Below are 25872 nucleotides of genomic sequence, written 5' to 3'. Positions count from 1 at the left end.
CCCCCTCTTCTTTGTTATGAGACCGTAGCCACGGCGACCCGTTCCGCATGGAGCGTCTGCAAGGCAATCACGCTCAGCGTTCCACCCTGTAGCGCCGCGATTCCCTCTGCAGCAGCGCGCGCAGCCGCCAGGGTCGTGATTGTAGGAATCCTTGCAAGCACCGCCGCCCGCCGAATCGCCTTCTCATCGAAGAACGTATCCTGCCCGCGCGGCGTGTTGATGATCAACTGAATCCGCTCGCCCTTGATGAAGTCGACCACGTTCGGCCTGCCTTCCTTCACCTTGTAGACGCGCTCCGGCTGCATGCCCGCCTTCTCAAGCACGTCCGCGGTCCCATGCGTCGCGACGAGGTGGAAGCCCATCTCGGTGAAGTCCTTCGCGAGCTGCACGAGCCCATCCTTGTCGTGATCGTTGACCGAGAGGAAGATGGTTCCCTTCACTGGGAGTACCTGGCCCGCGGCAATCTGCGCCTTGGCGAACGCCTCGCCGAAGTTATCCGCGACACCCATCACTTCGCCGGTCGACTTCATCTCCGGCCCAAGCACGGTATCGACGCCCGGGAACTTACCCCACGGGAACACCGGCGACTTCACAAAGAAGTGCGATCCCGTATCGAGATCCTTGCCCGAGGCAACCTGCTCCGGAAGGAGATCTCTGAGCTTCTTGCCAACCATGAGGCGCGACGCGATCTTGGCCAGAGGAATACCCGTGGCCTTCGAGACATACGGAACGGTCCGTGAGGCACGTGGATTGACCTCGATCACGAAGACCTTGCCACGCTGGATCGCAAACTGGATGTTCACCAGTCCGATTACGTTGAGAGCCTTCGCCAGCGCCCGCGTATGCTTCCGGATCGTCTCCAGCACATCCTGGCTCAGATCGACCGCTGGAAGCACGCAGGACGAGTCTCCTGAGTGGATACCGGCCTCCTCGATGTGCTGCATGATGCCTGCAATCAGCACATCGTCGCCATCGCACAGCGCATCGACGTCAACCTCGGTCGCATCTTCAAGGAAGTGATCGATCAGCACCGGCCGCTCCTGCGAGTACTCGATCGCCGTGCTCATGTACTTCACGATCGCTTCATCGTCATACGCGATCACCATCGCCCGCCCGCCAAGCACATACGATGGCCGCACAAGCACCGGGTATCCGACGCGGTTCGCGCCCGCGACAGCCTCCTCCACGGACGTAGCCATCGCACCTTCGGGCTGAGGGATCTGCAACTGCTCGATCAGCTTGCCGAAGCGCTTCCGATCCTCAGCAAGATCGATCGACTCAGGCGACGTTCCAATGATCGGCACACCAGCCGCCTTCAAAGGAAGCGAAAGGTTCAGCGGCGTCTGCCCGCCGAACTGCACGATCATCCCAATCTCGGCACCGGAGGCTGCCTCGTGCTCGTAAACGGCAAGCACGTCTTCAAGCGTAAGCGGCTCGAAGTAGAGACGGTCGCTCGTATCGTAATCCGTCGAAACCGTCTCGGGATTGCAGTTCACCATGACGGTCTCGTAGCCATCTTCGCGCAGCGCGAAGGCCGCATGGCAGCAGCAGTAATCGAACTCGATTCCCTGCCCGATGCGGTTCGGCCCGCTGCCGAGAATCATGATCTTCTTGCGCTTCGTCGGAGACGCCTCATCCTCCTCGTCGTAGCAGCTATAGAGATACGGGGTAAGGCTCTCGAACTCGGCCGCACACGTATCCACAAGCTTGAACACCGGAAGCACACCGAGCCGGGCGCGAAGCTGACGAACAGCGGAAGCTTCGACTCCCCAGCCGGTCGCGAGGCGCTCATCGGAGATGCCCATCTTCTTGGCGTCGCGCAAGGCCTCTTCGGTAACCTGTTCGAAAGGGATCTCGCTGATGGCCTTGATCTCGTCCGTGATCTCCTTCATCTGGTACAGGAACCACGGATCCATGCCGGTCATGCGCGCAACCTCGCGCACCGTCATCCCCTTCTCGAAGGCGTACCGTACGTACTGCAGACGCTCCGGGTGCGCCGTGACGAGCCGTTGCGTCAGGCGCCTCGGCTCGATGTCCGCAGCCGTCGCCTTCTTGCCTGTCTCGAGCGACCGCACCGCCTTCATCATGGCTTCCTTGAAGCTCCGGCCGATCGCCATGACTTCGCCGACCGACTTCATTTGCGGGCCAAGCCCCTCGTCTGTTCCAGGGAACTTCTCGAACTGCCACTTCGGAATCTTGACGACGACATAGTCGATCGTCGGCTCGAAGCAGGCCGGCGTCACCTTCGTGATGTCGTTTTTCAACTCGTCAAGTGTGTAGCCGACAGCAAGGCGCGCCGCGATCTTCGCAATCGGAAATCCCGTCGCCTTCGAAGCCAGCGCCGACGACCGCGATACGCGCGGATTCATCTCGATAACCGTCATGCGGCCATTCAGCGGGTTGACAGCGAACTGCACATTCGATCCGCCAGTCTCGACACCGATCTCGCGGATGCAGGCGATGGCCGCGTCACGCATCCTCTGGTACTCGCGGTCCGTCAGCGTCTGCGCCGGAGCGACAGTAATCGAGTCACCCGTATGCACGCCCATCGGATCGAAGTTCTCGATCGAGCAGATGATGATGACGTTGTCATTGAGATCGCGCACGACCTCAAGCTCGTACTCCTTCCATCCAAGCACGCTCTCCTCGATCAGGCACTCGCTGACCGGCGAGAGATCAAGCCCGCGCGAGAGAATGTCCGTCATCTCCTCGCGGTTATAAGCGATACCGCCGCCAGAACCACCCAGCGTGAACGAAGGCCGGATGACAACCGGGAAGCCGATCTTCCCCGCAAAGGCAAGCCCATCGCCGACGTTGTTCACGAGGAGCGACTTCGGCATGTCAAGACCGATCTTGTTCATCGCGTCCTTGAACAAAAGCCGATCCTCCGCCTTCTTGATCGCCTCGAGCTTCGCTCCAATCAACTCGACGCCGTACTTATCCAGAACACCCGAATCCGCAAGATCGACGGCAAGGTTCAGCGCCGTCTGTCCGCCGACCGTTGGCAGCACGGCGAACACGCCCTTGGCCCCGGACTCTCGCAGCATCTCCGTCTCGACCCGCAGGATCTCTTCGACATAGGCGGCGTTCAAAGGCTCGATGTACGTTCGATCGGCAACCTCGGGATCCGTCATGATCGATGCCGGGTTCGAATTCACCAGCACAACCTCGTAGCCTTCAGCCTTGAGCGCCTTGCAAGCCTGCGTCCCCGAGTAATCAAACTCGGCCGACTGCCCAATCACGATCGGCCCCGAGCCGATCACCAGAATCTTCGCAATGTCATTCCTGCGTGGCATTTCTATCGCACCTGTGCCTTATGTCTTTTTTTCTCTACGCGGATCATTCGGCCTTCACGCATAAGAAGGCCGAGAACGCTCCAGCTGAGGTAATCCTTGATCCACCGAGGTAATCGCTCTGTAGACCTAACGCATGCGAAACGTCGGAGTTAGTAACTCCTTCTTGATTTGCAAGCGCCAACTCCAGAACCGCGCTTTCCATCAGTTGCAAACCAAGCTGTGCTTTTTCCCAAGTACCACTCGGTATATTCAAATTTCGGGACTTACGCCTAGCCAACTCAAGCCTAGGGAAAACCGCGTTTGTAAGAAGTCCACCAGTGACTTCACTTCCGAATGCGGAGATCAATTCCGCCTCGATCCTCAGCGCGTCGGTTTCAGTGAGACGATCTGCTAACTTCGTCACGAGTACTTGCTGCCCAGCCTCGTGAATCTGGGAAATCCTCCTGCCTTTCGAAGAAGTGTCCGGTGTTAGCTCGTGCTCCCAGGCCCGCACACCTGTACCCTTGCCGATGTAGAACGGAACCGCAGGTTTGAGTAGAGGATCCTTCAGCGCATAAACATAGAAGGTTCGTTCATCGTTCACTTGCGTCATCTCACCAGTCACCGATACACGCGCCCCTGTGCTCAACTTTCAGAGTTTCAATAACTAATCTCGTCCTGCTCCTTCACTTCTCCCACTCATCCATCATCTTCCGGAAATCCCGGAACAGATAGTGCGAGTCATGCGGCCCCGGACTCGCCTCCGGGTGGTACTGCACGCTGAACATCGGGTCCGTCTTCGACTTCAACCCCGCCATTGTGTTGTCGTTCAGGTTTGTGTGTGTCTGCTCGACATCGCTCGGCAACGAAGCCGGGTCGACGTTGAAATTATGGTTTTGCGCGGTGATCTCGACCTTGCCCGTCTCGTGGTTCAGGATCGGGTGATTCCCGCCGTGATGCCCGAACTTTAGCTTGTAGGTCTTACCGCCGAGCGCCAGCCCGAAGATCTGGTGTCCGAGGCAGATCCCGAACAGCGGAGCCTGCCCCTTGAGCTTCTGCACGTTCTCGATCGCGTAATCCAGAGGCTCCGGATCGCCGGGTCCGTTCGAGAAGAACACCCCATCCGGCTTCATCGCCATCACCTCTTCGGCGGACGTGCGAGCCGGGACAACGGTCACACGGCATCCTTCGCGCGTAAGCATGCGCAGGATGTTTTCCTTGATGCCGAAGTCATAAGCGACCACGTGCTTAAGCGCCTTGTCCGAACCCGCACCGAGCAGCGAATCGCCCGTCTGGTTCTTCGGCTCCGCATCGCTCCACTCGTAGATCTTCTTCGTGCTCACGACCGAAGCCAGGTCCGTGCCGTCCATCTTGCGAATCGCCCGCGCCTTTGCGACCAGCGCTTCCGAATCAAGCGACTCACCGGAAGCGATCACGCCACGCATGACGCCATTCGCCCGCAGATGCCGAACGACGGCGCGCGTATCCACGCCAGCGATCACCGGAATCCCATTCCGCTCCAGGTATTCGTCCGCGACCTCGGTTGAACGCCAGTTCGAGCTCATCGCAGAGAACTCACGCGTCACGAGACCTTCGATATAAGGCTTCGACGCCTCCGCATCATGCGGTGTCGTTCCGTAATTTCCAATGTGAGGGTTCGTGAGAACCACAATCTGCCCCGCATACGAGGGATCCGTGAAGATCTCCTGGTAGCCGGTCAGCGATGTATTGAAGACCACCTCGCCCGAGCACTCGGCCCGCGCGCCAAAACCTTTACCGCGAAAGATGCGCCCATCTTCCAGCGCCAGCATTGCCTGCATTGCCTCTCCAGTAAATCCAAAAGGAGTGGATTCAAGTGATTCTATCAGCATCGAACCTTGCACGCTGGAGGATTGCGGTAAGACAAGGTTTCCTCGGAATGCGGACCTCCTGGGCTGTCGCTCGCGACCTGAAAGCACGGAAAATGCCCGGACGAATCCGGGCATTCCACGTTGACATTCCGCAGACCAGACGAGCCATGAGACGCGCCGCAGCTCTACTTCGCTGGGTGCCGGAGGCTACCGGCGATGATGGTGGCGGTGGTGACGGCGATGATGCCGGTGGTAGGGCTGCGCGCCAGCCGGGATCACAGACCCAGCGAGCACGATCATGGCAATGACGCCAAGCATCAGATTCCGAAGCTTCATGGTAAATCTCCCCTAAGCACCCGCCAGTCGGCTTGCAACCAGTTCGGGCTGCGTTCAGAATATGCTCGCAAGCATCAACCTGTCGTCAAAACTTCTCCACAGGGTAACCCGCTGTGGTTCAACCGCGCGCCTCATGCGGGACAGGCAAGTCACTCGATGTCTACCAGGACATCCTCGCCGTCAATTCTTAGTGGAAATGCATCCACCCGCTCCTTCTCCGGATAAGTCGACAGTCCCGTCTTCACATCAAATGCCCACGAGTGCCACGGGCACACCACCGAGGAGCCTTCGAGCCACCCCTCCCCAAGCGGCCCGCGCCGGTGCGGACACCAGTTATCAAGCGCCGACAACTCTCCCGCAACGTTCGCCAGGCAGATTTCGACCCCATCCACCCCGCACTCCATCACCTTGCCCGGCTCCGGAGCGTCGGCCAGGCTGATCAACTTCACCCATTGCGCCAAGAACAAATCCTCCAGCAGCCATCTTACTAAGGCGTCCCACTCCCGCAGTCCGCCATCGCCCGGAGTGCCGCAGCGCGAGCCGAATGCTACAGTTTGAACAGACCCATGCCTCGCCCCAAGACCACCCGTACCACCGCCCCCCAGCCCACGCCGAAGGCAGCATCCACTCCCGAAACCGTTGACCCCATCTGGATTCTGAAGGCGCTCGGCTTCACCATCGTCGCGGCCCTTGTCTGCGGCTATCTGACCCTCTGCCTCCTCTTCTACCAGGGACAGTGGCAGCTCATCCTGCATCCCCAGCGCTCGAACTCCCCCCTCGACACTCTCGGAGGTCTCCCGGCTGAACCTGTCCATTTCGACGCCGCGGAGACTGGTTCACCGCGACTTTCGGGTGCCTACCTGGCTGCCGCGCCCAATTCAAAGTACGCAGGCTACACCGTCCTCTACCTTCGCTCGGGCGACGCCTCCCTCTCGCAGAGTGCGCCGGATGCCGGCAATCTCGCGGTCCTTCACGGATTGGGCCTCAGCATCTTCGCTTTCGACTATCGCGGATACGGCCAAAGCGACCCAACGCACCCCAATCAGATCCGCATGCTGGAAGATGCTCACGCTGCCCTGCTGTGGACTGAGAACAGTCGCCACGTACCAGCAGACCACCTGATCCTCTTCGGCCACGGTCTGGGTGCCAGCCTCGCCGTCCAACTTGCCTCTTCTGATCCAAAGATTCCTGCCCTCATCCTCGACTCTCTCGGCCCCGATCCCATCGGAACCGCCATGGCCGACCCCCGTACCCGCGCTCTCCCCGTTCGCGCGCTCTTCCACGAGGATTTTCCCCTCGGCGGCCTCTCTGGTCTCAGGACGCCAAAGCTTCTCATCAGCTATCCCACTCCGTCATCCCCGATCCCACCCACCTACAAGACTGCAGCAGATCCGAAGACAACCTTGGAGCTTGTATCAAACGATCCCGGTAGCCTTCCCCAGGGTATAGCCCGGTTCCTCGATCAAAGCCTCGCGCAGGCACCCTCAAGCCTCACGGCCCCGCAGCAAAGCCGTTGAATCACGCCAAATTCGAGAAAGTCGGCTTAAGGAGTGAAGGCGCCCGGTGTTCAGGGCGCCTTACTAAAGGATGGGTATTGGTGTTGCGGATAGGGGACGCCGTAACCGAGGGAACTGATAGTCCGGCAATTGCTAGCTACATTCAAATAGACGCAAACCGTTCCGAAAAGTTGTGTGAGTTTTCCACCATTCTGTATTTTCTGGAGAAATAAAATCCCGAAAACAGGATAACGGTACTCACTTCCTTCCTGCGCTACTTCATTCGATGCAACCTGAGGTTGAACCGACCACTCACCATACACGTCAAGATCAACAAAAGGCAAATCGAACGAGCCACCCGGAGTATGCCGGAGAAGTCAATCTCTAAACCGTGAAGTTCAGGAACTTTTCCGGACGAATCTGCCCTCCGGGGAAGACCAGATCCATATTTCGGGATCCGAGCGTCCGGTAGGCCGCCTCACCCAGAACATTCCGGAAATCCGTCGTCACCGTCAGATCTCTCCCCTCGTTAAGCTGCTCATTCCAGAGGCCCGGCCACTTCCCGTAGACCTTGCCACCCTTCACCTTGCCGCCGAGCACGAACATCACGTTCGCGTGCCCGTGGTCCGTTCCGCCCGTTCCGTTCTGACGCGCCGTCCGCCCGAACTCCGACATGGTCACCAGCGTGATGTTCTCCGTCTCCGGCCCCATATCCTTCCAGAACGCCGCAATCGACTCGGAAAACTCCTTCAGCCGGCCCGCCAACTGCCCGGTTACATTCCCCTGGTTTTGGTGCGTATCCCATCCGCCAATATCCGAAAACGCCGCCTCGACCCCAAGGTTTGCCTTCATCAGTTGCGCGATCTGCTTCAGGCTGTTGCCAAACGGGGTATTCGGATACACCACCCCATCCGCCGGCTTGTAGTGTGCCGGATCCGCCGCCTTCAGCATCTTCACCGCCTCGAACGTCTCTTGCCCGGTCCCATGCAATACCGCGTCCGTGCTCTGGTCGTACATAGCCTGAAACGCGTTCGAGATAGGCGTCGTCTGCGGCCCTTTGCCCCCGACCGAGAAGTCCTCCAGGTTGTTGACCGCGATCGCTGCCTGCTTGCCTTGCAACGTTCGCGGAACCTGCGTCCCCAGTGCCACCGCCCGGAACGCCGACGGCTTGCCCTTCAAAGCCTCCGCCTGCAAAGCACGGTTCAGCCAGCCATCCTGTGTCGCCTTCACCCCCGGCGTCCCGCTCTCCATATAGTCCTGCGCGTCGAAGTGCGACCGTGTCGCGTCAGGAGACCCGGCGGCATGCACGATGGCCAGATGCCCCTGGTCATACAGCGGCTTGAACGAAGCCATCGCCGGATGCAGCCCGAAGAAGCCGTTCAGGTCCAGCACATCCTTCTGCTGGATCGCGATCGAGGGCCGCATCGCATAGTAGTTCTTCTCCGCATGCGGCACGACGATGTTCAGCCCATCCGCCGCTCCCCGCTGAAACAAGACAACAAGCTTCTTGTTGTTCGCCGCGGCGGTAGTAGCCTCCGCCATGACGCTCTTCATCAGAAACGCCGGGATGACGGACGTCCCCACCAACGCCAGCGCGCCGTTCTTCATAAAGCCTCTGCGCGACACCCCACGCCGCGCCAGGTCCCGCCCGTGCAGGTCACAGCCCCAGTTGCTGTCGTCCATCAAGCCCTTATCGAAGATTCCCATCGTCGTCTCCCGCGCGCCAATCTCAATGTGCGCTACATCTACAAACGCCGCATTGTCTGCTAAGTTGCCAAATCTCTCCCAGATACGCAATCCTACGCCCGGCGCCTCGAATCGCTTTCCGCTTCCTTTTCCATTGACGGACCGCGGAGACGGGCGAAGAATGGCTGATCCCGGGCCCATTGCTGTTCGAGGAACTCCAAATGAAAAAGGTTCTCTGCTCACTCAGCGTAGTGATCCTCGCCACGGCCTCCGCATCGCCGTGTCTCGCCGCCGATTCCCCCTGGAACGGCACCTGGAAGCTCAACGAAGCGAAAAGCAAACTCACAGGTAATACGTTCACCTATACCGCGAAGCCCACAGGCGGCTACCACTACTCCAACGGCAGCAGCCTCGAGTATGACTTCGCCTGCGATGGCAAAGACTACCCGACACTCGCCAACCGCACCGTCGCCTGCACTGCCTCTGGAGACAGCGTCTTCGACACCACCGTCAAAGTAGACGGCAAACCCTACTCCATGATTCATCGCGTTATCTCGCCCGATGGCAAGTCCATGACGACCACCGCCACAGGCAAGCAGCCGGATGGAACCCCTTTTACGGATAAGACAACCTCCATCCGCATCACGGGCTCCAAGGGCCTCGCGGGCGAGTGGAAGACCGCGAAGACGTCCTCCAACACCTCCGACATCGTCATCATCAAGGCTCAGTCTGACTGGCAGCACGTGGAGGGCCCGGGCTTCAAGGAGACGATGGACTACAAACTGGACGGCTCGGACGCCAAGCTGAGCGGCCCGTTGATGCCGACGGGCGCCTCAATGGGAGTAACGGCCGAAGGACCAAGAAAGGTCCTCTTTTCGGAGAAGCTCAACGGAAAGCTCTTCGGCGAAGGAACTCGAACGCTCAGTGCGGACGGCAAGTATTACACCGAAGAGGTCTGGTCCGCCGGCAAGAAATCCGAGAAGGAAGTCCTGATCTACGAGAAGCAGTAGTTCAACATCAGCGGGGCCCGGGCTCATGGGCTCCGCTGCATCTATCGTCTCTGGAACTCCGGCGATCCAAGCAGCAAACCAGCCATCCCAGCCGCTTGCGCATCCCCCTGCGCTTGCACTCTGCGCCCACCACCTACTTCATCACCCCGCAGATCGAACTCCTTGGCCGCGTTCTCCTTCATCGAGGCATCGTCGAACTGCGCCAGCACCGCTGCCCGTGTCCTCTCGCCCACAGGCTCGCCAAGCAGCATGTCCTCCAGCTTCCGTTCCTTCACCGCCTCCGCCGTCTCGGAACTGACCGACACAGGAACCGCCAATCCCCCGCTCCCGAGCATCGCCACCCAATCCGTCCGAACCCCGTTGACCTTGTTCGCACTCAGTACGAGCGCGAAGTTCATCCGGCTCACCAGAGCCCCCGTACTCACCCAGGGCTCCTTCTTCCAGTCGTACCCATTCGGCGTCTGCATCCCATAGAGCGGCATCCCCAACTTGTCGAGGGCCTGCACCAGGGGCTGCGCATTCTTTACCTCCGCCCCACTCGCCCGCACCGCCGACACCACGAACTCCAGCGGCGTCTTCACCTTCGCCCGGTCCACCTCCGGCGACCAGAACTCCGGCGACCGGAACATCGTCCGCAGCACCACCTTCATATCCCCGCCGCTCGACAGAAACGCCTTGCTCATCCGGTCCACAAGCGCCGGCGGGGGATCGTCGCTGACGAACCGAACCGCCAGCTTCGTCGAGATGAACTTCGCCGTCGCTGGGCTGGTCGCGAGCATGTGCAGCACCTGCAAACCTTCCTCCTCGCCCCCACCGCGAATCGTCTTCCCCATCACCGTCTTGTCACCCGGCTGATGGCGATTGGCCTGAAACGAATAAGTCGCGCCGAGGTAAGGCTTTTCGATTCCCCAACCCGTAAACACCTTCGCCACCTGCGTCACATCCGCCTGCGTATACCCGCCGCCCACGCCAAGCGTATGCAGCTCCATCAACTCACGCGCATAGTTCTCGTTCAGCCCCTCGGCCCCATTCTTCGAAGCGTCACCAAACTTCGCCCGCCGCCGAGCCTGCGCCGAATCCGGCCCGGCACTCCGCCAGTTATCCAGGTAAACCAGCATCGCCGGGCTCTTCGCCGTAGCCACAAGCAGATCCTCGAACCTCCCCAGAGCATTTGGCCGGATCACCTCGCGCTCATAGGCAGGAATCAGGTCCGGCTCCAACTGGCTCTTCTTCACATACACATTGAAGTGATTCAGCCAGAAGTCCGTCATCACCGCCTCGAGCTGGCGGTCGCTGTAGATATCTCGAACCAGCCGCGACTGCGTCAACTCCGGAGCAATCACCCGGTTTGACCCGCCAAGCGCCAGCAGGATCTCCTTCTGCTCCGGCGTCATGCCCGACACCACCTGCAACAGCTCCCGCTTGCTCAGGCTTCGCCGAAAACCAGCCAGCTCCTTCGGCTGCATCCGCAGAATCGCCTGGAAGCGCACATCCGGAGGCATATCCATCATTTTGTCCGTCGCATCCTGCGCATAGAGCGCTCCCACATGCTGCTCCGGAGCAACAGCCAGCGGATCAGCCCCCTCGTTCTCCGCCTTCGCCTGGGACGCAGCATTGGCCTGTGCTTCCATGCTGTCGTCGGTAGCCATCTTCTTTCCGGCACTGTCCGCATTGCTCTTGGCCGCCACCTTCATCTTGTAGAACTCGATCTGATCGCCATAGATGGCTCGCTCCACCGGATCCATCGGCAAAGGATCCCCTTGCCGCGCCATCACCCGGATCACGGCAGGGTTCGGAAACCTGTGCATCAGATCCACCTGGTCCAGCCGCATCGCCGAAAACGCCGCAAGCCTCGCGTCCAGCGCCGAGTCGTCGATCGACGCCGGATCGAGCTGCCGTTCGAACCACCGCTCCAGTCCCATCGACCGCACCGCCGCCACGTCTCCCGGCCTCGGCCCGAACGTAAACCGGTTGAGCGCATGGAGCACACGCTCGTCTCCCTGGATCTCCGTGGCTTTTCCCTTTGCGGGCATGGGAACCGCACCCGCCGCCAAGACCGGCTGCACCACAAGCATCGAGCACACCGCCCCCACCACGATTCCATCAAGAAGAAAACGCATCAGAAGACCTCCAGCGCGCGAGCCTGCTCGAGATCGAGGGCAAAGAAAAAGGCGCGTCCCCAGAAGGAACACGCCCTGTTTCCGTCAGTTGCGAGAAGGCTCCTAAAAAGCCGCGATATCCTTCATCGCCCGGTACAAGTCCTCAGGCTGCGGCAGAATCGCATCCTCCAGCAACGGCTGGTACGCCACGAAGGTGTCCATAGCCGCAACTCGGCGTACCGGCGCATCCAGATCGTGAAATAGCTCCTCCCCAATCCGCGCCGCAATCTCGGCCCCGTAGCCCCAACTCAGCATATCCTCGTGCGCCACGATCACACGATTCGTCTTCTTTACCGAAGTCGCAATCGCATCCCAGTCATAGGGGCTCAGCGACCGCAGATCGATCAGCTCCACGTCGATCCCGGCCTCACGGTGAATCTTCTGTGCCGCCTGCAATGCCCGTGGCACCACCGCCCCATAAGTCACGACCGTCAGATCCTTCCCCGGGCGAACGATCTTCGCCTTGCCAAACGGAATCGTATAGTCCGGCCCTGGATAGGCGGCTCGCCCGAAGGTCTCCCGGTAAAGCCTCTTATGCTCCAGAAACAGCACCGGATCGTCGCAGCGGATCGCCGTCCGCAGCAGCCCAAGAGCATCCTGAGCGTTCGAAGGCATCACCACGCGAACGCCTGGAGTGTGCGTAAAGATGCTCTCACCTGACTGCGAGTGATAAATCGAACCGCCCGTCAGGTACCCACCGATCGGCACACGGATAACCAGGGGGCTGCTGAACGTTCCGTTCGAGCGCCACCGGAAGACAGATAACTCGTTCCGGATCTGGTGCATAGCAGGCCATATGTAATCGAAGAATTGAATCTCGACCACGGGCTTCATTCCGCGAGCCGCCATGCCTATCGCCCGCCCGACAATGTTCGCCTCGGCCAGCGGCGAGTTCCAAACCCGGTCGCTGCCAAACTCCGTCTGCAATCCCGCCGTCAGCTTGAAGACCCCACCCTTGCCCTTGATCTTCCCGCCCTTGAGCGCACCCTCCCGCGTCGCGTCGGCCACATCTTCGCCAAATACGACGATCCTGGGATCCCGCCGCATCTCGTCCTTGAGGCAGGTGTTGATCAGGTCCGCCATCGTCCGCTCTGTGCCAGCATCAGCGACAACCGGATCTGTCGCGAACCTGGAATCCGTCGGCGATAAATCTTCCGAGTACTGGTGCTTCAGGATCGACGACACCTCCGGCAGCTTCGCCGCGACCGCCCGATCCGCCGCCCACTGAACCTCGGCATCTACCTGGCGCTCCAACGCATTGATCCCGGCAACGTCCAGAATCCCCTCGCGAATCAGCACCACCTGCATCTTCGAGATCGGGTCCCGCAGCGCATCGGCCTCAAGCTCGTCTGCCGCCCGGTAGTCCCGCTCGTCCTCGCTCATCGAGTGAGAGTACGGCCGAATGACGTGTCCGTGTACCAGCGCCGGACCACGTCCTGACCGGCAATACGCCACCGCCTCCACCATGGCTTTGTAGCTCTCGACCGCATCCGTGCCGTCCACTTCGGCAAAGTGGAAGTTCGGGAAGTTCGCGATCAGCCGCGAAATATTTCCCCCGGGCGTATTCGCCTCAACCGGCGTCGAAATAGCATACCCATTATCTTCAACGACATAAAGCACCGGCAGCTTCGAGTTTGAGGCCGTATTCAGCGATTCCCAGAACTCCCCTTGGCTGGTAGACCCCTCACCGATCGACACATACGTCACCTCATCGCCGTGAAACGTGACGTCCTTGAACTCCCGGTAATCCCCGGTATGCTTCTCCGCTGCCTCCGGGTGCCGCGAGAAGTACCGTCCAGCCTCCGCGCAGCCGATCGCGTGCAGGCATTGCGTCGCGGTCGCCGAACTCGGCGTAACGACATTCAGCCTCTTGCTCGTCCAGTGCGACGGCATCTGCCGCCCGCCGCTCGCCGGATCGTCGGCCGCGCCCACCGACTGCAGCAACTGCTCCTCAACAGTATTTCCCAACGCCAGGCAGATCGCCCGGTCTCTGTAATATGGAAAAAACCAGTCGTACCCTGGCTTGAGCGCCATCCCCGCGGCAACCAGCAGAGCCTCATGTCCCGCGCAGGAAATCTGGAAGAAGATCTTCTGCTGCCGCTTCAGCACGATCTCCCGATCGTCGGTCTTTCGCGACAGGTACATCAGCCGGTAGAACTCGATCATCTGTTCCCGCGACAGCGGATGCTCAGCCGCCTCGCGGCCACGCAGTCGAACCTCCGCGCTCTTCACCGACTTCTCTGCCATCCAAACCCCTCGCGGACGCTCATGATCACCGACCGTTCATCCGATTGTAAAGCGTACAGCGGCCACCAGTCTCCGAGGACGCTTAGGCCCTTTGCCCTATCTGCGCCTTGCCACACCCGGAGCGACTGGCGTACATAAGATTTCAGAAAAAAATAGCAATCCAAAGAAACCGCGATCTCGTTCTCTTTACAAGATCAAGGCGTCGTACCTACGTCTTTCGGCAGCTAACATCGCTCTCCCCGCGAAAGGTTCCTGTGTCCTTCGATCCAGCAGCACAAAGCCCGGTCATTCTCATTGCCCCTGTCCTTCCGGTCAGCGACATGGCGCGCGCCCTCGCGTTCTACGCGAAGATGGGCTTCATCGTCCAGACAGCCAACAAGGAATACGCAGTCCTGTTCTGGCGGCACGCCCACCTTCACCTCTCGGTGAGGGAGACCGAACCGTGTACCGCGAGCTGCTGTGGTGCGTATTTCTATCCACCCCCGGGGACGCTTGATGCACTGCAGGCGGAGTTCATCAAAGCGGGAGTCCCCATCAGTTCGCCCCTCGCGATGCGCCCATGGCACATGAACGAACTCACGGTGAATGATCCCGATGGCAATCTGCTCCGCTTCGGAGAGCATGGGAGAACGACCCGTACCTTCGCGTAATCCCCGAACATCCTGGCCAGTGAAAGCCTCGAGGCTCGCACTCGAACGACTCTATCTTCGGGACTCACACGTCCAAACCAAGTCGAAGCGTGTGCCTCGTCCTGGCAAAGGAACCAACATAGGACATTCGCCGTATCCCTTTTGGAACCAATGAAATCCTTTATATGGAATGAACTATGATTATCGGAATTGTCGATAAACTGGTGCAAACGCATCCCCTTTTGAATGCAGAAATCCCTTCTCTGCAGCGTTTGGCTACTTAGTTGCAACAAACCCGTCGAAATAGATGAAAGACGCCTTCCAGACACGCGTTCTCGCCCTCGTGCTCGCCTTTGCGACGCTTGGTGCCTGTGTGCTGGCGGGCCTCAATCTTTCCAGCGAGAGCACCTTCCTAACCCCTTCCGACGGCATCTGGTGGATCGAGGCCCACGGCGGTCTTCGCGCGGAACAGGTCCCGGTCGGGTCTCCCGGCGAACGCGCGGGTATCCGCAAGGGAGATATCCTCCAGGCGGTCGACGATCGCCCCACTCTTCGTCTCGCTCCGTATGTCCGTGAGACCGTTCGCCTCGGCGTCTATTCCCGCGCGAGCTACAGCATTGCCCGCGAGCTCAACCACACGGCCGCGACCGCTCCTTCGTACGCAAAACTCGACATCCAGGTCATTCTCGAGCCCACCGACCGCAGCGCCTACCAGCCCTTCCGCCTGATGGCCCTGGTTTACCTGTCGATCGGTCTCTACGTCCTCTTCCGCCGCTGGACGGCTCCGAAGTCGACCCACTTCTTCGTCTTCTGCCTCGTCTCGTTCGTGCTCTACACGTTCCGTTACACAGGCCAGTTCGACGCCCTGGACTGGATCATTTTCTGGTCAAGCATCGTCGCTTCCGGCCTTCAACCGGCACTCTTCCTCCACTTCGCCGTCAGCTTCTCCGACACTCCCGGAGCCGGCCGCCACTATCTACGCCGCCGCGCCCTCGCCGCGCTCCTCTATCTCCCCGGCCTCTTCCTCGTTGGCTTGCAGATCGCCGCCATCCAGCTCTGGTCAGCCACCGAAATCCTCCGGCACCGTCTCGACCAGATCGCCGTCGGCTATCTTGCCCTCTACTACGTCATCGCGGCCGTCGTCTTCAGTCTCCGCTACCGCCGCACCCAGTTCCCCCTGCAGCGTCAGCAGTTGAAGTGGCTCACCCGTGGCACCCTGCTCGCGGTGATCCCCTTCACGATCCTCTACGTCATTCCCTACCTCGCAGACTGGAGCGTCCCCGCGCTCTTGGTCAAGGTCTCCGGGCTCTCCCTCGTCCTGATCCCCCTGACCTTTAGCTGGGCGATCGTCCGCTACCGCCTCATGGACGTCGACCTCATCTTCAAGCGCGGCGTCACCTACACCCTCGCGACCGCGGCCATCGTCGGCCTCTACTTCGGTGTTGTCGGTATCACCGCCGAGATCCTGCGCTCGCGTCTGCAGAGCCTCGGTACCTGGGGTCTGCTCGCTGCCATCATCACCACCGGCCTTCTCTTCGATCCGCTCAAGCGCATGATTCAGGCGCGCGTCGATCGGCTCTTCGACCGCAAACGCTTCGACTATCGCGAGACCCTCGTCGACTTTGGACGCGGCCTCAACTCCCAGACCGACCTCCGCGCTCTCCTTGACGCCATTGTCGAGCGCCTCCCGCAAACCCTCCTCGTCACGCGCGTCGCCGTCTTCCTCGATGCCAACGACGACGGAACCCGCCGCAAGCACCCGTTCGTCCTCGCCGCGTCACACGGCCTTCACAACCTCAAACCCGAAGACACCGAGCGGCTCGACATGGGCTTCTTCGAGTTCGACCACTTCGGCGCGGCCAACCATCTCTTCCTTGAGAACCCCCACCAGGCCCTGTCGCTCCCCGAACCGCAGCGCCAGAGCGCAAGCCGCCTCGACCTGAACTACTACCTCCCATGTCGAGTCGCCAACCGCGAAGGTGTCGGCACCCGCACCGTAGCCGTCATCGGCCTCGGCCGCACCAACGATGGCGACTTCCTCACCAGCGAGGACATGGAGCTTCTCGAATCGCTCGCCGGCTACATCGGCATCGCTATCCAGAACGCCAAGCTCTACAGCCGTCTCGAAGACAAGATCTCCGAGTTCGAGCGACTCAAGGAATTCCACGAGAACATCGTCGAATCGATCAACATCGGCATCTTCGCCGTCGACCTCGGCGGTCACATCGGAAGCTGGAACACCCAGATGGAGACCATGTACGGCATCCGCCGCTCGGAAGCCCTCAACCAGCCCCTCTCCGCTATCTTCCCGGACGACTTCGCCGCCCGCTTCGACAGCCTGCGCGACGAGGTCGGCACCCACACCCTCTATAAGTTCCGCGTCACCCTGCCCTCAGGCGAGGCACGCATCGCCAACATCGCCATCGCCCCCCTCGTCACGCGCGACTTCGTCAAGGTCGGACGCATCATCCTCGTCGACGACATCACCGACCGCATCCAGCTCGAGACCCAGCTCACCCAGGCCGAGAAGCTCTCCTCCATCGGCCTCCTCGCCGCCGGCGTGGCCCACGAAGTCAATACGCCTCTTGCCGTCATCTCCAGCTACACGCAGATGCTCTCAAAGCACATGCGCGACGATGCCAAGGTCGCCCCCGTCCTCGAAAAGATCACCCAGCAGACCTTCCGCGCTTCCGAGATCGTCAATGGACTGCTGAACTTCTCCCGCACCAGCGGCTCTGAATTCACCTCGATCGATCTCAACCAGCTCCTGCGAGACACCACCACGCTCCTCGAGCATCAGTTCAAGACCGCCGTCATTCGCCTCGAAGTCAGCTACGACCCCAGCCTCCCACGCATTCACGGAAATCAAGGCAAGCTCCAGCAGGTCATTCTCAACTTGATGCTCAACGCCAAGGACGCCATGCACGGCGTACCGAACGCCGTCCTCCGCATCGCAACCGGAGAAGACTCTACCGCAGGCTCGACCAAGGTCTTTGCCACCATCCAGGACTGCGGCGGAGGCATCGAGCGTGAACATCTCCATCGCATCTACGACCCCTTCTTCACCACCAAGGTGAAACCCCAGGAGGGCCAGCACAAGGGTACCGGCCTCGGCCTCGCCGTTACCTACGGCATCATGCAGGAGCACGCGGGCAAGATCCAGGTCGACAGCGAAGTCGGCGTAGGAACCACCTTCCGTCTCGAGTTCCCCGCAGCCGACGCACGCCCCCGCCAGGCCACCACCGTCTCCGACCCAAGCAAGGAATCAATACATGCCTGAGATTCTCGATACACCGGCCACCCGCACCACCGATATCACCCCCACAAGCCTCCCTCGCATCCTCATCATCGACGACGAAGCCGCGATCCGCGAATCTCTCGACACGCTCCTCACCTTTGAAGGCTTCACCGTCTCGATGGCAATCGACGGCCCCTCCGGTCTCGACCTCCTCGCCCGCAACCAGTACGATCTTCTTCTTCTGGACCTGGCCCTCCCCGGCGAATCCGGCATTGACCTGCTTCCTCGCATCACCGAGATGCATCCAGATCTGCCGGTCATCATGATCACCGCCTACGGCACCGTCGGCAACGTCGTCGACGCCATCCGCGCGGGAGCCGAGAACTTCGTCCAGAAGCCCTGGGACAACGAGAAGCTCCTCGCCGACATCCGCACCGCCATCGCTCGCCACAAGGCCGAAGAAGAAGTCGTCCAGCTCAAGCGCACCCTCAAGAAGCGATACAACTTCGAGAACATCATCGGCAAGAGCGACATCATGCTCCGCATGTTCGACCTCATCGCCCAGGTCGCACCGAGCCGCTCGACCGTCCTCATTCAGGGCGAGAGCGGCACCGGCAAGGAGCTCATCGCGAAAGCGCTCCACGCCAACTCCCCCCGCCGCGACAACCCCTTCGTCCCCGTCAACACGGGTGCCGTTCCCTCCGAGCTCCTCGAATCGACCCTCTTCGGCCACGTCAAGGGCGCCTTCACCTCCGCCATCTCCTCGAAGAAGGGCCTCTTCGAAGTCGCCAACGGCGGCACGCTTTTCCTCGACGAGATCGGCACCATGACGATGGACATGCAGGCCAAGATCCTGCGCGTCCTCCAGGACCGCCGTTTCATGCACCTCGGCGGAACCTCCGAGATCCAGGTCGACGTCCGCATCATCGCCGCCACCAACGTCGATCTCCGCGAGGCCGTTCGCGAAGGCAAGTTCCGCGAGGATCTCTTCTACCGCCTCAACGTCATCTTCCTCGAGCTCCCTCCGCTTCGCGCCCGCCGCGAAGATGTTCCCCTGCTCGCCGCGCACTTCCTCAAGATCTACGCCGACGAGAACGGCACGGGCGATCGCGCCCTCTCGCCCGATGCCCTCCGCGTCCTCATGGACTACGAGTGGCCCGGCAACGTCCGCGAGCTCGAAAACGCGATGGAGCGCGGCGTGGTCCTATCCTCCGGCCGCCTCATCACGCCGGACCTTCTGCCCAGCCAGCTCACCGGCTCGACCTACTCGGCCGCCCTGCTCGACCATCGCCCCGGCGCCTCGCTCTTCGATCTCATGGAAGAGATCGAACGCCGCATCATCGCCGACCGCCTCGAGCGCTGCCATTGGAACCAGACCGAAGCTGCCGAGTTCTTCCGCATCCCCCTCAGCACCCTCAACCAGAAGATCAAGCGGCTGAACGTGGAAGTAAAGAAGCGAGCGCGCGATTAACAAGCTTGACGGGTAACCAACCCTATGGTAATCCGGCCACTTATTGCGGCTCGTCGCGCATCTCCGTATTGAAACGGCGACATCTGAACTGTGAGGCAAGCGACCCAGCAGTTCAGGAGTTCACCCATGTCTCTCAGGTCGATCGTTTCTCTTACTGGCACCTTGGCTATCTCAGCGAGTTTGTTTGCGGCCCCCAACCCCGCCGATCTCAAGGGCCTGAACGGTACCTTCACCCTCGATCATTCCACCCAGATCCCAAGCGAGACCCTGAAACCGGGCGACTACACGATCCACATCGTCGACAGTTTCGGGGATCGCCTCATCGTCCAGATAGACAGCCCGACCAACAAAGAACACGCGATCTTTCTCGGAGTCCTCGGCTTCCCGGCTTCTCGCTCCTCCGCTCCGGGGATCATCGACTGGTCCTCGGGCGCGAATCATCAGCAGACGCTTCGCGGCTTCTCCTTCGGCTCCGGCAAGGTCGTCGAGTTCGTCTACCCAAAGCCTGATGCTGTACAACTCGCGAAGCTCAACGATGCCCAGGTCGTCGCGGTCGACTATGAGAGCGAGCATCTCAAGAGCCTCAATGGCCTCAATCCCGATGAATTGCGGGCCGTCAATCTCTGGATGCTAAGCCTGACCACAACGGGCACGGACAGAAAAACGCCCGCGATCCTCGCTGAGAGGTACCGCCTCATCAACAGCGACCAACCCGTCATCGCGCGCTTCCCATCGTCACCATCCGCACAGCCGGCTTACGTTCCGCCTCCTGCGGCTGCGCCACCTGCCGCGCCTGAGCCTCAGGTCGCGCGCCTCGAGCAGCCCAGGCCTATCCGTCCGGCGTTTGAGGAGCAGGCCCCGAGCCGCGCTCACCGCACGCCAGTTATCTCTACACTGCCTCACACGGCGAGCAGTCTTCCTCTCATTGCCCTCCTCGGCTTCTTCTCGCTCATGGCCGCTCTTGTCATGCGCGTCGTTCGGACAATGACCCGGGACGCCGTCTAAGGACAATGCAGCGGCAGATCAGTCACGCATGGCTTCGGCGCACCGAACTCCTCCTTCTTGTGGCAGGAGTCCTGTGCGCCGTCTACCTTGCCGCCGTCAAAGTGAAGGCGATCTCCGCGGAACGAGCGAGCCGCAGCCTGTTCGCCCGGCCCATCAGCTCCCCTGCCGAAAATCAGAGCTCTGTTGACGAACAAACGCCCCCCACCGGCCAAGCGACCATCATGGGCAGATTGGAGATCCGCGACCTCAAACTCTCCGTCCCCATCTTCTCAAACTACGAGTCAGAGAGCCTGCGGAAGGGTGTAGGCTACATCCCCGGCACTGCGCGACCCGGCGGCCTTGGCACCCTTGGCCTCGCTGGCCATCGCGACACCTACTTCAAGCCTTTACGCGGCATACGCGCCAACATGGACATCCGCGTGGCCGACCAGACCGGCGTCTATCACTACGAAGTCGACACCACCGAGATCGTGACCCCCGATCAGGTCCGCGTCCTCGACGTTCAGAACCGGCCCGAGCTCACCCTCATCACCTGCTACCCGTTCAACTACATTGGTGCGGCGCCCAGGCGCTTCATCGTCCACGCGCACCTTTTGTCCGCCATACCCGACGAGCCCTAAGGCTTGATGACGATCTTCATCGAGTCCGCCACCGGGTGCGAGGCCAGATCGATCCCCGCAACAGCATCCTCCAACCCGAACCGATGCGAGATCAGTTTCGTCAGATCCAGCGAGCCGTCGCGGTAACCATCGAACACAAGCTGAATCCCCTCGTCCTGGATAGCGACGGACGCCGAGTAAGAGCCCATCAACGTCTTCTCATCCATGCAAACCGCTGCCGGATCGAAGGCCGCAGTCCCATGCTGCGTGCTCGCAAACAACATCACGCGGCCCCCCGGCCGGATCGCATCCATCGCCATGGAGATCAGCGCATCCGCCCCGACCGCAACCAGCGCGACATCGGCGCCGCGCCCGTCGGTCGCTGCCTTCGCAATAGCAACCACATCCCCCCGAGCATCGACCGGCCGGTCGAGCCCGTACTGCGCCGCAACCGCATGCCGCTCCTCGTAGAGATCACTTGTCAGCACCGTCGCACCCGTCCTCCGGGCCAGCGCCGCCAGAATCACGCCAATACTTCCCTGCCCAATGACAAGAACCGTGTCGTCGGCCTCAAGGCTCAGCATGCGCACCGCCTTGAAGCAGGTATTCACCGGCTCGATGAACGCGGCCTGCTCGAACGGAATATCGTCCGGCACCTTTACCAGTCCGCCGGATCGCACAATCCAGTCCATCACCCGGATGTACTCGGCAAACCCACCACCCGCAGCCGTAAACCCGGCCGTCGTCCCCACCTTCTTGTACGTCTCGCACTGCGCGAAGGTCTTCTTGCGGCAGTAAAAGCACTCTCCGCACGGGATGTGATGGAAGGCCATCACGCGGTCCCCAACCGCGAAGGTCTCCACGCCATCACCCACGCGCACCACGGTCCCCGACATCTCGTGGCCGAAGATCCGCGGAGCCGAGTGAGACCCGGTATGAATCTTCTTCAGATCCGTCCCGCAGATCCCGCACGTATCGATCCGGACAAGCACCTCACCCGGCCCGATCTCGGGAACCGGAACCGTCTCAATGCGAACATCGTTCACCCCGCGATAGACAGCCGCGCGCATCGTCGCCGGTACGCTGTCTAACGTCTTCGCCTCAACTTGATCCAACGCAATCATCGCTTCCCCTTCACCAATGCCTCGGCTCGAATCGAGCCATCTTCATCGAGCCATCCGTAGATCGCCTCGGCCATCCGCGCCGCTGCTCGTGCGGAATGCCGGCCAAGCCGAATCAATCCGCGCCAGGTATGTGGCCGCACCGCCGAGTGCATCATGAACGGACGCAGGCGAATCTGCCCGTGCGGCGCGATGAACCGGCTGAAGTCCGGCAGATGCGCCGTACGCTCATCCGAGATGGCCTTCAGACAGTAAAACGGAACTCCATGCGCTCTCGCAAGCCGAGCCACCGTAGCCGCTTCCATATCGACCATCGACGCGCCGTACGCCGCAGCCAGTCGCGACTTCTCGCGCTCATCGGCAACAAGGTCCGAGGTCGCCAGCGTACCCAACCCGGCCTCTTGGAAAGCCGTCCGGAAGCGCTCCCCAGTAAGCGTGTCGACTACCATCCCGGCGCGGCGCGTATCTCCCGCCTTCAGCCCGTCCTCGAGCGCACCGGCCCAGCCAACGGAAACGACCGCGTCCATCTCCGAGGTCTCTTCCGCCACCGCAAACGCCAGCCCTGCCCGTCGGGCGCCCATCCCGGCACAGACCGCGCGCCAGCAGCCATGCGCATGCCGGTACTCCCAAGCGTAGACGCCGTCTGCTGTCTTCAGCCTCGTCCAGGGAACGCCCGCCCGATGCTGGATCAGGGGCCGCAACTCTCCCGGCAGAGCTGCGATAACGGCGACATTACCCTTCATTTCGCCTTGCCGCCAGCGATCTGCGCGGCGTACTTCGGCGCATATCCATTCGCCGTAAACCAGTCGATCGCCGCGCGCATCGCCGAGTAGATTGGAAGTACCCGAAACCCGAGCTCCCGCTCCGCCTTCGCCGACGTGGCGAACATCATCTTCTTTCCCATGCGCACCGCCTCGACCGTGGCGCGCGGCTCCTTGCCCCGCAGCTTCCCGGTGAAGTTCTCGTCGAAGAAAGCGAACCCCATCGCCACTGCGTGCGGCACCTTCATCTTCGGCGATGGAATCCCGGTGATCGCGGACATGCGGTCGAGGATCTGCTTGAGCGTGAGATTTTCCCCGCCGAGGATGTAGCGTTCGCCAGGCGTGGCTCGATCGAGCGCCGTCACATGCATGCGCGCCACCTCGGCCACATCGACGAGGTTAAGCCCCGTATCGACATAGGCGGGAAAGTTGCCGTTGAGGAAGTCGACGATGATTCGACCGGTAGGTGTCGGCTTCACATCGCCCGCTCCGATAGGCGTCGTCGGATTCAGGATCATGACGTGCTGCCCCATCCCTGCGGCGCGAATTGCCTCTTGTTCTCCAAGAAACTTCGACCGCTTATAGTGCCCGATCATGTCCGCCAGCGATACCGGCGTCGCCTCATCGACGATCGTCCCATCCCTCTTGAACCCCATCGTCGCCACACTCGAGGTGTAAACCACCTTCCCCACTCCAGCCTCACGCGCCATGCGCAGAAGCTCCCGCGTCCCGCCGACATTTGCGGCGTGCATCGCATCAGGATCCCTCACCCAGAGCCGGTAATCCGCCGCCACATGTACGACCGCGTCGCATCCCTCGAGCGCAGATCGGAACGTCTCCGGCTGACGGAGGTCTCCGACAACAGTCTCGGCAGGGATGCCTTCCAGTCCCTTGAGATTACTTGTCGACCGGGTAAGCAGGCGCAGGTCCGCCCCGGCCGCACAATAAGCGCGCGCTACATGGCTCCCGACAAAGCCCGTCGCTCCGGTCAGAAAGACCTTCATATTTCGAGCCACTCCAGATGCGGGAGACCTTCACGAAAGCGTGATTCACCGCTTGGGATAAGGACCAGACTTTCGCTCATCGTGCTCCAGTTCCCAGGCCCGCTCTTCCGATCGCGCCTTGGTCGTGTCGTGCTCTGGATGGCCGCTTAGGATACCCGGAGGGACCGCCAGTTTTCGTTCGGGACACAGTCCTTCAGCGGATCATCAATCGAGTTCTGCCTGGAAACCGGTGCTCGACGAGGATACGAGACGGAGCCGAGCCTCTTCCGAGAGGTGCATCTCTTCCTGCACTTCCTTGGGAACCTCGAGCTTTCCATCAGAAGAGATCACCACGGCATTCCGGTTCATCACACCCTCCACGCCAGTCTAGTCGTTGCGGAGAGCGGTGATAGAACTAATCCAGCTTCTCCGGCTCGATCTGAATATTCCGTTCCCCGGCCGCCTTCTTCTCCCAGTATTTCTTCACCCACGCCTCGAACGTCTTGCCTGCGGCAGTGTCGCGCCCGGTAAAGGCAAGCGCGGCAATCTCGCTGTAAGCGACGTTGACCTTGGTGCGCTCTTTCGAAGGAATAATCCGAACATAGGAGTCCGACAGAGAGGAGCCGGAGCGCCGATCGAAGAGATAGCCTTCGACGACGGAACCATCTTTCCTGGTAATCGTCACATCGCCACGATAGTCGAACGCCTTCTCCAGGGCCTCGCGGGTCTCTGCCTCGGTGGCAAGCGCCGGGACCCATCCTTCAAGCTGCTCCCGGTCGCGTCCTGCGGCAACTTCAATGTCATCCGGATTCTCATGTGCCAACTGCTGCAGCTTCGCTGCTTCCTGTACTTCAGTCGCCATAACCGTCCTTAGTCTCCCGAAACTTCCTGCAACTCGCCGACCTTGGCAGGAGCAGCGATCTGCACCAGGGGAGCATGCACCGCAGGCTTCCACTCGTTCAGCATCTTCATCGCGTGCTCGTCCTTGTACTCGCTGAAGAAGATAGCCTTCGCCGTCTGGAGCAGGCCCTTGATCGAGCCAAAGGTGTAGTTGACCCCGCTGGCCTCGTATCCGGAGTGAACCATGCAGTTCGCGCACTGCGGGTTGCCGCTCTCAGTCCCGTAGTTCTGCCACTGGACGGTCTCCATCAACTCCTGGAAGGTGTCCGCGTAGCCATCCTGAAGCAGGTAGCAGGGCTTCTGCCAGCCAAAGATCGAGAAGGTCGGCATGCCCCACGGCGTGCAGGTAAGTTCCTTCTTCCCCATCAGGAATTCCATGAACATCGGCGAAGCGTTGAAGCGCCACGTCTTCTTGCGGTTGGCGAGGATCGAGCGGAACAGCTTCTTCGAACGCGCGCGGCCCAGAAAGTGCTTCTGGTCCGGAGCCTTGTCATAGGTGTATCCAGGCGAAACCATCATGCTCTCGACACCCGCGACCATCAACTCATCGAAGTGAGCGCGAACGCTATTCGGGTCGGCGCCATCGAAGAGCGTCGTGTTTGTCGTCACGCGGAAGCCTGCTTCGACAGCGACACGAACGCCCTCCATCGCGATGTCATATCCACCCTCACGGCAGACCGAGAAATCATGGTGCTCCCGCTGACCGTCGACATGCACGGAGAACGAGAGATACTTGCTCGGTTTGAAGAGGTGCAGCTTCTCCTTGAGGAGGAGCGCGTTGGTGCACATGTACACATACTTCTTACGCGCAACCAGGCCGGCAACGATCTCCGGCATCTGCGGGTGCAACAGAGGCTCGCCGCCCGGGATCGCAACCATCGGCGTCCCGCACTCCTCAACAGCCTTGAAGCAATCCTCGGGCGAGAGTTCAGCCTTGAGGATGTGCGCTGGGTACTGAATCTTCCCGCATCCCGCGCATGCGAGGTTGCAGCGGAACAAGGGCTCCAGCATCAGCACCAGCGGATACTTCTTGCGCCCCATCATCTTCTGCTTCAACACGTACGTCGCGACGGTCCAAGCCTGCGATACCGGTACAGCCATTTGTC

Annotated in this window: 21 protein-coding genes; 7 read left to right on the top strand and 14 right to left on the bottom strand. The window is 60.8% G+C overall.

Going from position 1 to position 25872, the window contains the following annotated elements; genetic code table 11:
* Nucleotides 1-14 precede the first annotated feature (14 nt).
* From carB to GRAN_RS13980, 5 genes are all read right to left on the bottom strand, one after another.
* Complete coding sequence (gene carB / locus GRAN_RS13995; protein ID WP_128913625.1) at nucleotides 15-3296, bottom strand: carbamoyl-phosphate synthase large subunit; 3282 nt, start codon at nucleotides 3294-3296, stop codon at nucleotides 15-17.
* Between the two features lie 43 nt (nucleotides 3297-3339).
* Nucleotides 3340-3888, bottom strand: a complete 549-nt coding sequence (locus tag GRAN_RS13990; RefSeq protein ID WP_206662764.1) for a GIY-YIG nuclease family protein — start codon at nucleotides 3886-3888, stop codon at nucleotides 3340-3342.
* Nucleotides 3889-3961: 73 nt separating this feature from the next.
* Entirely contained in the window at nucleotides 3962-5095 is a 1134-nt protein-coding gene (gene carA / locus GRAN_RS13985) for a glutamine-hydrolyzing carbamoyl-phosphate synthase small subunit (protein WP_128913624.1), read from the bottom strand.
* Nucleotides 5096-5332: 237 nt separating this feature from the next.
* A complete protein-coding gene (locus tag GRAN_RS26720) occupies nucleotides 5333-5461 on the bottom strand; it encodes a hypothetical protein (RefSeq protein ID WP_277751216.1) in 129 nt (42 codons plus the stop codon).
* 149 nt (nucleotides 5462-5610) lie between these two features.
* Nucleotides 5611-5922: a Rieske (2Fe-2S) protein gene (locus GRAN_RS13980; RefSeq protein WP_128913623.1), complete on the bottom strand. Its 312-nt coding sequence runs from the start codon at nucleotides 5920-5922 to the stop codon at nucleotides 5611-5613.
* Nucleotides 5923-6027: 105 nt separating this feature from the next.
* On the opposite strand from GRAN_RS13980, the gene GRAN_RS13975 reads away from it, so the two are divergent.
* Nucleotides 6028-6978 carry an alpha/beta hydrolase gene (locus tag GRAN_RS13975; RefSeq protein ID WP_128913622.1) on the top strand — a complete coding sequence of 317 codons (951 nt, stop codon included), beginning with the start codon at nucleotides 6028-6030 and terminating at the stop codon, nucleotides 6976-6978.
* Nucleotides 6979-7341: 363 nt separating this feature from the next.
* On the opposite strand, the gene GRAN_RS13970 is transcribed toward GRAN_RS13975, so the two are convergent.
* Nucleotides 7342-8664, bottom strand: a complete 1323-nt coding sequence (locus tag GRAN_RS13970) for a DUF1501 domain-containing protein (RefSeq protein ID WP_128913621.1) — start codon at nucleotides 8662-8664, stop codon at nucleotides 7342-7344.
* 200 nt (nucleotides 8665-8864) lie between these two features.
* Between GRAN_RS13970 and GRAN_RS13965 the strand changes: the two genes are divergently transcribed.
* Nucleotides 8865-9653: a hypothetical protein gene (locus GRAN_RS13965; protein ID WP_128913620.1), complete on the top strand. Its 789-nt coding sequence runs from the start codon at nucleotides 8865-8867 to the stop codon at nucleotides 9651-9653.
* 41 nt (nucleotides 9654-9694) lie between these two features.
* Here the strand turns inward: GRAN_RS13965 and GRAN_RS13960 are convergent, their stop codons facing one another.
* Together GRAN_RS13960 and GRAN_RS13955 are read right to left on the bottom strand one after the other, a co-directional pair.
* Complete coding sequence (locus GRAN_RS13960) at nucleotides 9695-11773, bottom strand: DUF1800 domain-containing protein (RefSeq protein ID WP_128913619.1); 2079 nt, start codon at nucleotides 11771-11773, stop codon at nucleotides 9695-9697.
* A gap of 102 nt (nucleotides 11774-11875) precedes the next feature.
* Complete coding sequence (locus GRAN_RS13955; RefSeq protein ID WP_128913618.1) at nucleotides 11876-14059, bottom strand: alpha-ketoacid dehydrogenase subunit alpha/beta; 2184 nt, start codon at nucleotides 14057-14059, stop codon at nucleotides 11876-11878.
* A 254-nt stretch (nucleotides 14060-14313) separates the two neighbouring features.
* Between GRAN_RS13955 and GRAN_RS13950 the strand changes: the two genes are divergently transcribed.
* From GRAN_RS13950 to GRAN_RS13930, 5 genes are all read left to right on the top strand, one after another.
* Nucleotides 14314-14709, top strand: coding sequence for a VOC family protein (locus GRAN_RS13950; protein WP_128913617.1), 396 nt, complete (start codon nucleotides 14314-14316; stop codon nucleotides 14707-14709).
* Nucleotides 14710-14995: 286 nt separating this feature from the next.
* Nucleotides 14996-17968 (top strand): ATP-binding protein, encoded by a 2973-nt coding sequence (locus GRAN_RS13945; protein ID WP_128913616.1) that lies wholly within the window; start codon nucleotides 14996-14998, stop codon nucleotides 17966-17968.
* The gene (locus GRAN_RS13940) at nucleotides 17961-19397 is read left to right on the top strand and encodes a sigma-54-dependent transcriptional regulator (protein ID WP_128913615.1); all 1437 of its coding nucleotides are present in this window, start codon (nucleotides 17961-17963) and stop codon (nucleotides 19395-19397) included. Before GRAN_RS13945 ends, GRAN_RS13940 begins: the two co-directional genes overlap by 8 nt.
* Nucleotides 19398-19523: 126 nt before the next feature.
* A complete protein-coding gene (locus GRAN_RS13935) occupies nucleotides 19524-20402 on the top strand; it encodes a hypothetical protein (protein WP_128913614.1) in 879 nt (292 codons plus the stop codon).
* 5 nt (nucleotides 20403-20407) lie between these two features.
* On the top strand, nucleotides 20408-21022 hold the full coding sequence (locus GRAN_RS13930; protein WP_128913613.1) for a class D sortase: 615 nt from the start codon (nucleotides 20408-20410) through the stop codon (nucleotides 21020-21022).
* On the opposite strand, the gene GRAN_RS13925 is transcribed toward GRAN_RS13930, so the two are convergent.
* The 6 genes from GRAN_RS13925 to hpnH all read right to left on the bottom strand — a co-directional run bounded on the left by GRAN_RS13925 (nucleotide 21019) and on the right by hpnH (nucleotide 25867).
* Nucleotides 21019-22125 (bottom strand): zinc-dependent dehydrogenase, encoded by a 1107-nt coding sequence (locus GRAN_RS13925; RefSeq protein ID WP_128913612.1) that lies wholly within the window; start codon nucleotides 22123-22125, stop codon nucleotides 21019-21021. The genes GRAN_RS13930 and GRAN_RS13925 overlap by 4 nt on opposite strands.
* Entirely contained in the window at nucleotides 22122-22865 is a 744-nt protein-coding gene (locus GRAN_RS13920; protein WP_128913611.1) for a phosphorylase family protein, read from the bottom strand. Before GRAN_RS13920 ends, GRAN_RS13925 begins: the two co-directional genes overlap by 4 nt.
* A complete protein-coding gene (gene hpnA, locus GRAN_RS13915) occupies nucleotides 22862-23887 on the bottom strand; it encodes a hopanoid-associated sugar epimerase (protein ID WP_128913610.1) in 1026 nt (341 codons plus the stop codon). Before hpnA ends, GRAN_RS13920 begins: the two co-directional genes overlap by 4 nt.
* A 204-nt stretch (nucleotides 23888-24091) precedes the next feature.
* Complete coding sequence (locus tag GRAN_RS25530; protein ID WP_161570976.1) at nucleotides 24092-24235, bottom strand: hypothetical protein; 144 nt, start codon at nucleotides 24233-24235, stop codon at nucleotides 24092-24094.
* Nucleotides 24236-24281: 46 nt separating this feature from the next.
* Nucleotides 24282-24728 (bottom strand): hypothetical protein, encoded by a 447-nt coding sequence (locus tag GRAN_RS13910; protein ID WP_128913609.1) that lies wholly within the window; start codon nucleotides 24726-24728, stop codon nucleotides 24282-24284.
* 8 nt (nucleotides 24729-24736) lie between these two features.
* The gene (hpnH, locus tag GRAN_RS13905; RefSeq protein ID WP_128913608.1) at nucleotides 24737-25867 is read right to left on the bottom strand and encodes an adenosyl-hopene transferase HpnH; all 1131 of its coding nucleotides are present in this window, start codon (nucleotides 25865-25867) and stop codon (nucleotides 24737-24739) included.
* Nucleotides 25868-25872 lie beyond the last annotated feature (5 nt).

Source organism: Granulicella sibirica (genome assembly GCF_004115155.1).
In the GTDB taxonomy this organism is placed as follows: domain Bacteria; phylum Acidobacteriota; class Terriglobia; order Terriglobales; family Acidobacteriaceae; genus Edaphobacter; species Edaphobacter sibiricus.
This window is presented reverse-complemented; position numbering and strand designations above follow the sequence as displayed.

Bases quoted from the DNA above. Each gene is read 5' to 3' on its own strand.
- GRAN_RS13975 (WP_128913622.1), top strand. From the start codon at position 6,028: ATGCCTCGCCCCAAGACCACCCGTACCACCGCCCCCCAGCCCACGCCG.
- GRAN_RS13960 (WP_128913619.1), bottom strand. From the start codon at position 11,773: ATGCGTTTTCTTCTTGATGGAATCGTGGTGGGGGCGGTGTGCTCGATG.
- GRAN_RS13910 (WP_128913609.1), bottom strand. From the start codon at position 24,728: ATGGCGACTGAAGTACAGGAAGCAGCGAAGCTGCAGCAGTTGGCACAT.
- GRAN_RS13990 (WP_206662764.1), bottom strand. From the start codon at position 3,888: ATGACGCAAGTGAACGATGAACGAACCTTCTATGTTTATGCGCTGAAG.
- GRAN_RS13925 (WP_128913612.1), bottom strand. From the start codon at position 22,125: ATGATTGCGTTGGATCAAGTTGAGGCGAAGACGTTAGACAGCGTACCG.
- GRAN_RS13955 (WP_128913618.1), bottom strand. From the start codon at position 14,059: ATGGCAGAGAAGTCGGTGAAGAGCGCGGAGGTTCGACTGCGTGGCCGC.
- GRAN_RS13970 (WP_128913621.1), bottom strand. From the start codon at position 8,664: ATGGGAATCTTCGATAAGGGCTTGATGGACGACAGCAACTGGGGCTGT.
- GRAN_RS13945 (WP_128913616.1), top strand. From the start codon at position 14,996: ATGAAAGACGCCTTCCAGACACGCGTTCTCGCCCTCGTGCTCGCCTTT.
- carA (WP_128913624.1), bottom strand. From the start codon at position 5,095: ATGCAGGCAATGCTGGCGCTGGAAGATGGGCGCATCTTTCGCGGTAAA.
- hpnH (WP_128913608.1), bottom strand. From the start codon at position 25,867: ATGGCTGTACCGGTATCGCAGGCTTGGACCGTCGCGACGTACGTGTTG.
- GRAN_RS13920 (WP_128913611.1), bottom strand. From the start codon at position 22,865: ATGAAGGGTAATGTCGCCGTTATCGCAGCTCTGCCGGGAGAGTTGCGG.
- GRAN_RS25530 (WP_161570976.1), bottom strand. From the start codon at position 24,235: ATGAACCGGAATGCCGTGGTGATCTCTTCTGATGGAAAGCTCGAGGTT.
- carB (WP_128913625.1), bottom strand. From the start codon at position 3,296: ATGCCACGCAGGAATGACATTGCGAAGATTCTGGTGATCGGCTCGGGG.
- hpnA (WP_128913610.1), bottom strand. From the start codon at position 23,887: ATGAAGGTCTTTCTGACCGGAGCGACGGGCTTTGTCGGGAGCCATGTA.
- GRAN_RS13965 (WP_128913620.1), top strand. From the start codon at position 8,865: ATGAAAAAGGTTCTCTGCTCACTCAGCGTAGTGATCCTCGCCACGGCC.
- GRAN_RS13940 (WP_128913615.1), top strand. From the start codon at position 17,961: ATGCCTGAGATTCTCGATACACCGGCCACCCGCACCACCGATATCACC.
- GRAN_RS26720 (WP_277751216.1), bottom strand. From the start codon at position 5,461: ATGAAGCTTCGGAATCTGATGCTTGGCGTCATTGCCATGATCGTGCTC.
- GRAN_RS13935 (WP_128913614.1), top strand. From the start codon at position 19,524: ATGTCTCTCAGGTCGATCGTTTCTCTTACTGGCACCTTGGCTATCTCA.
- GRAN_RS13930 (WP_128913613.1), top strand. From the start codon at position 20,408: ATGCAGCGGCAGATCAGTCACGCATGGCTTCGGCGCACCGAACTCCTC.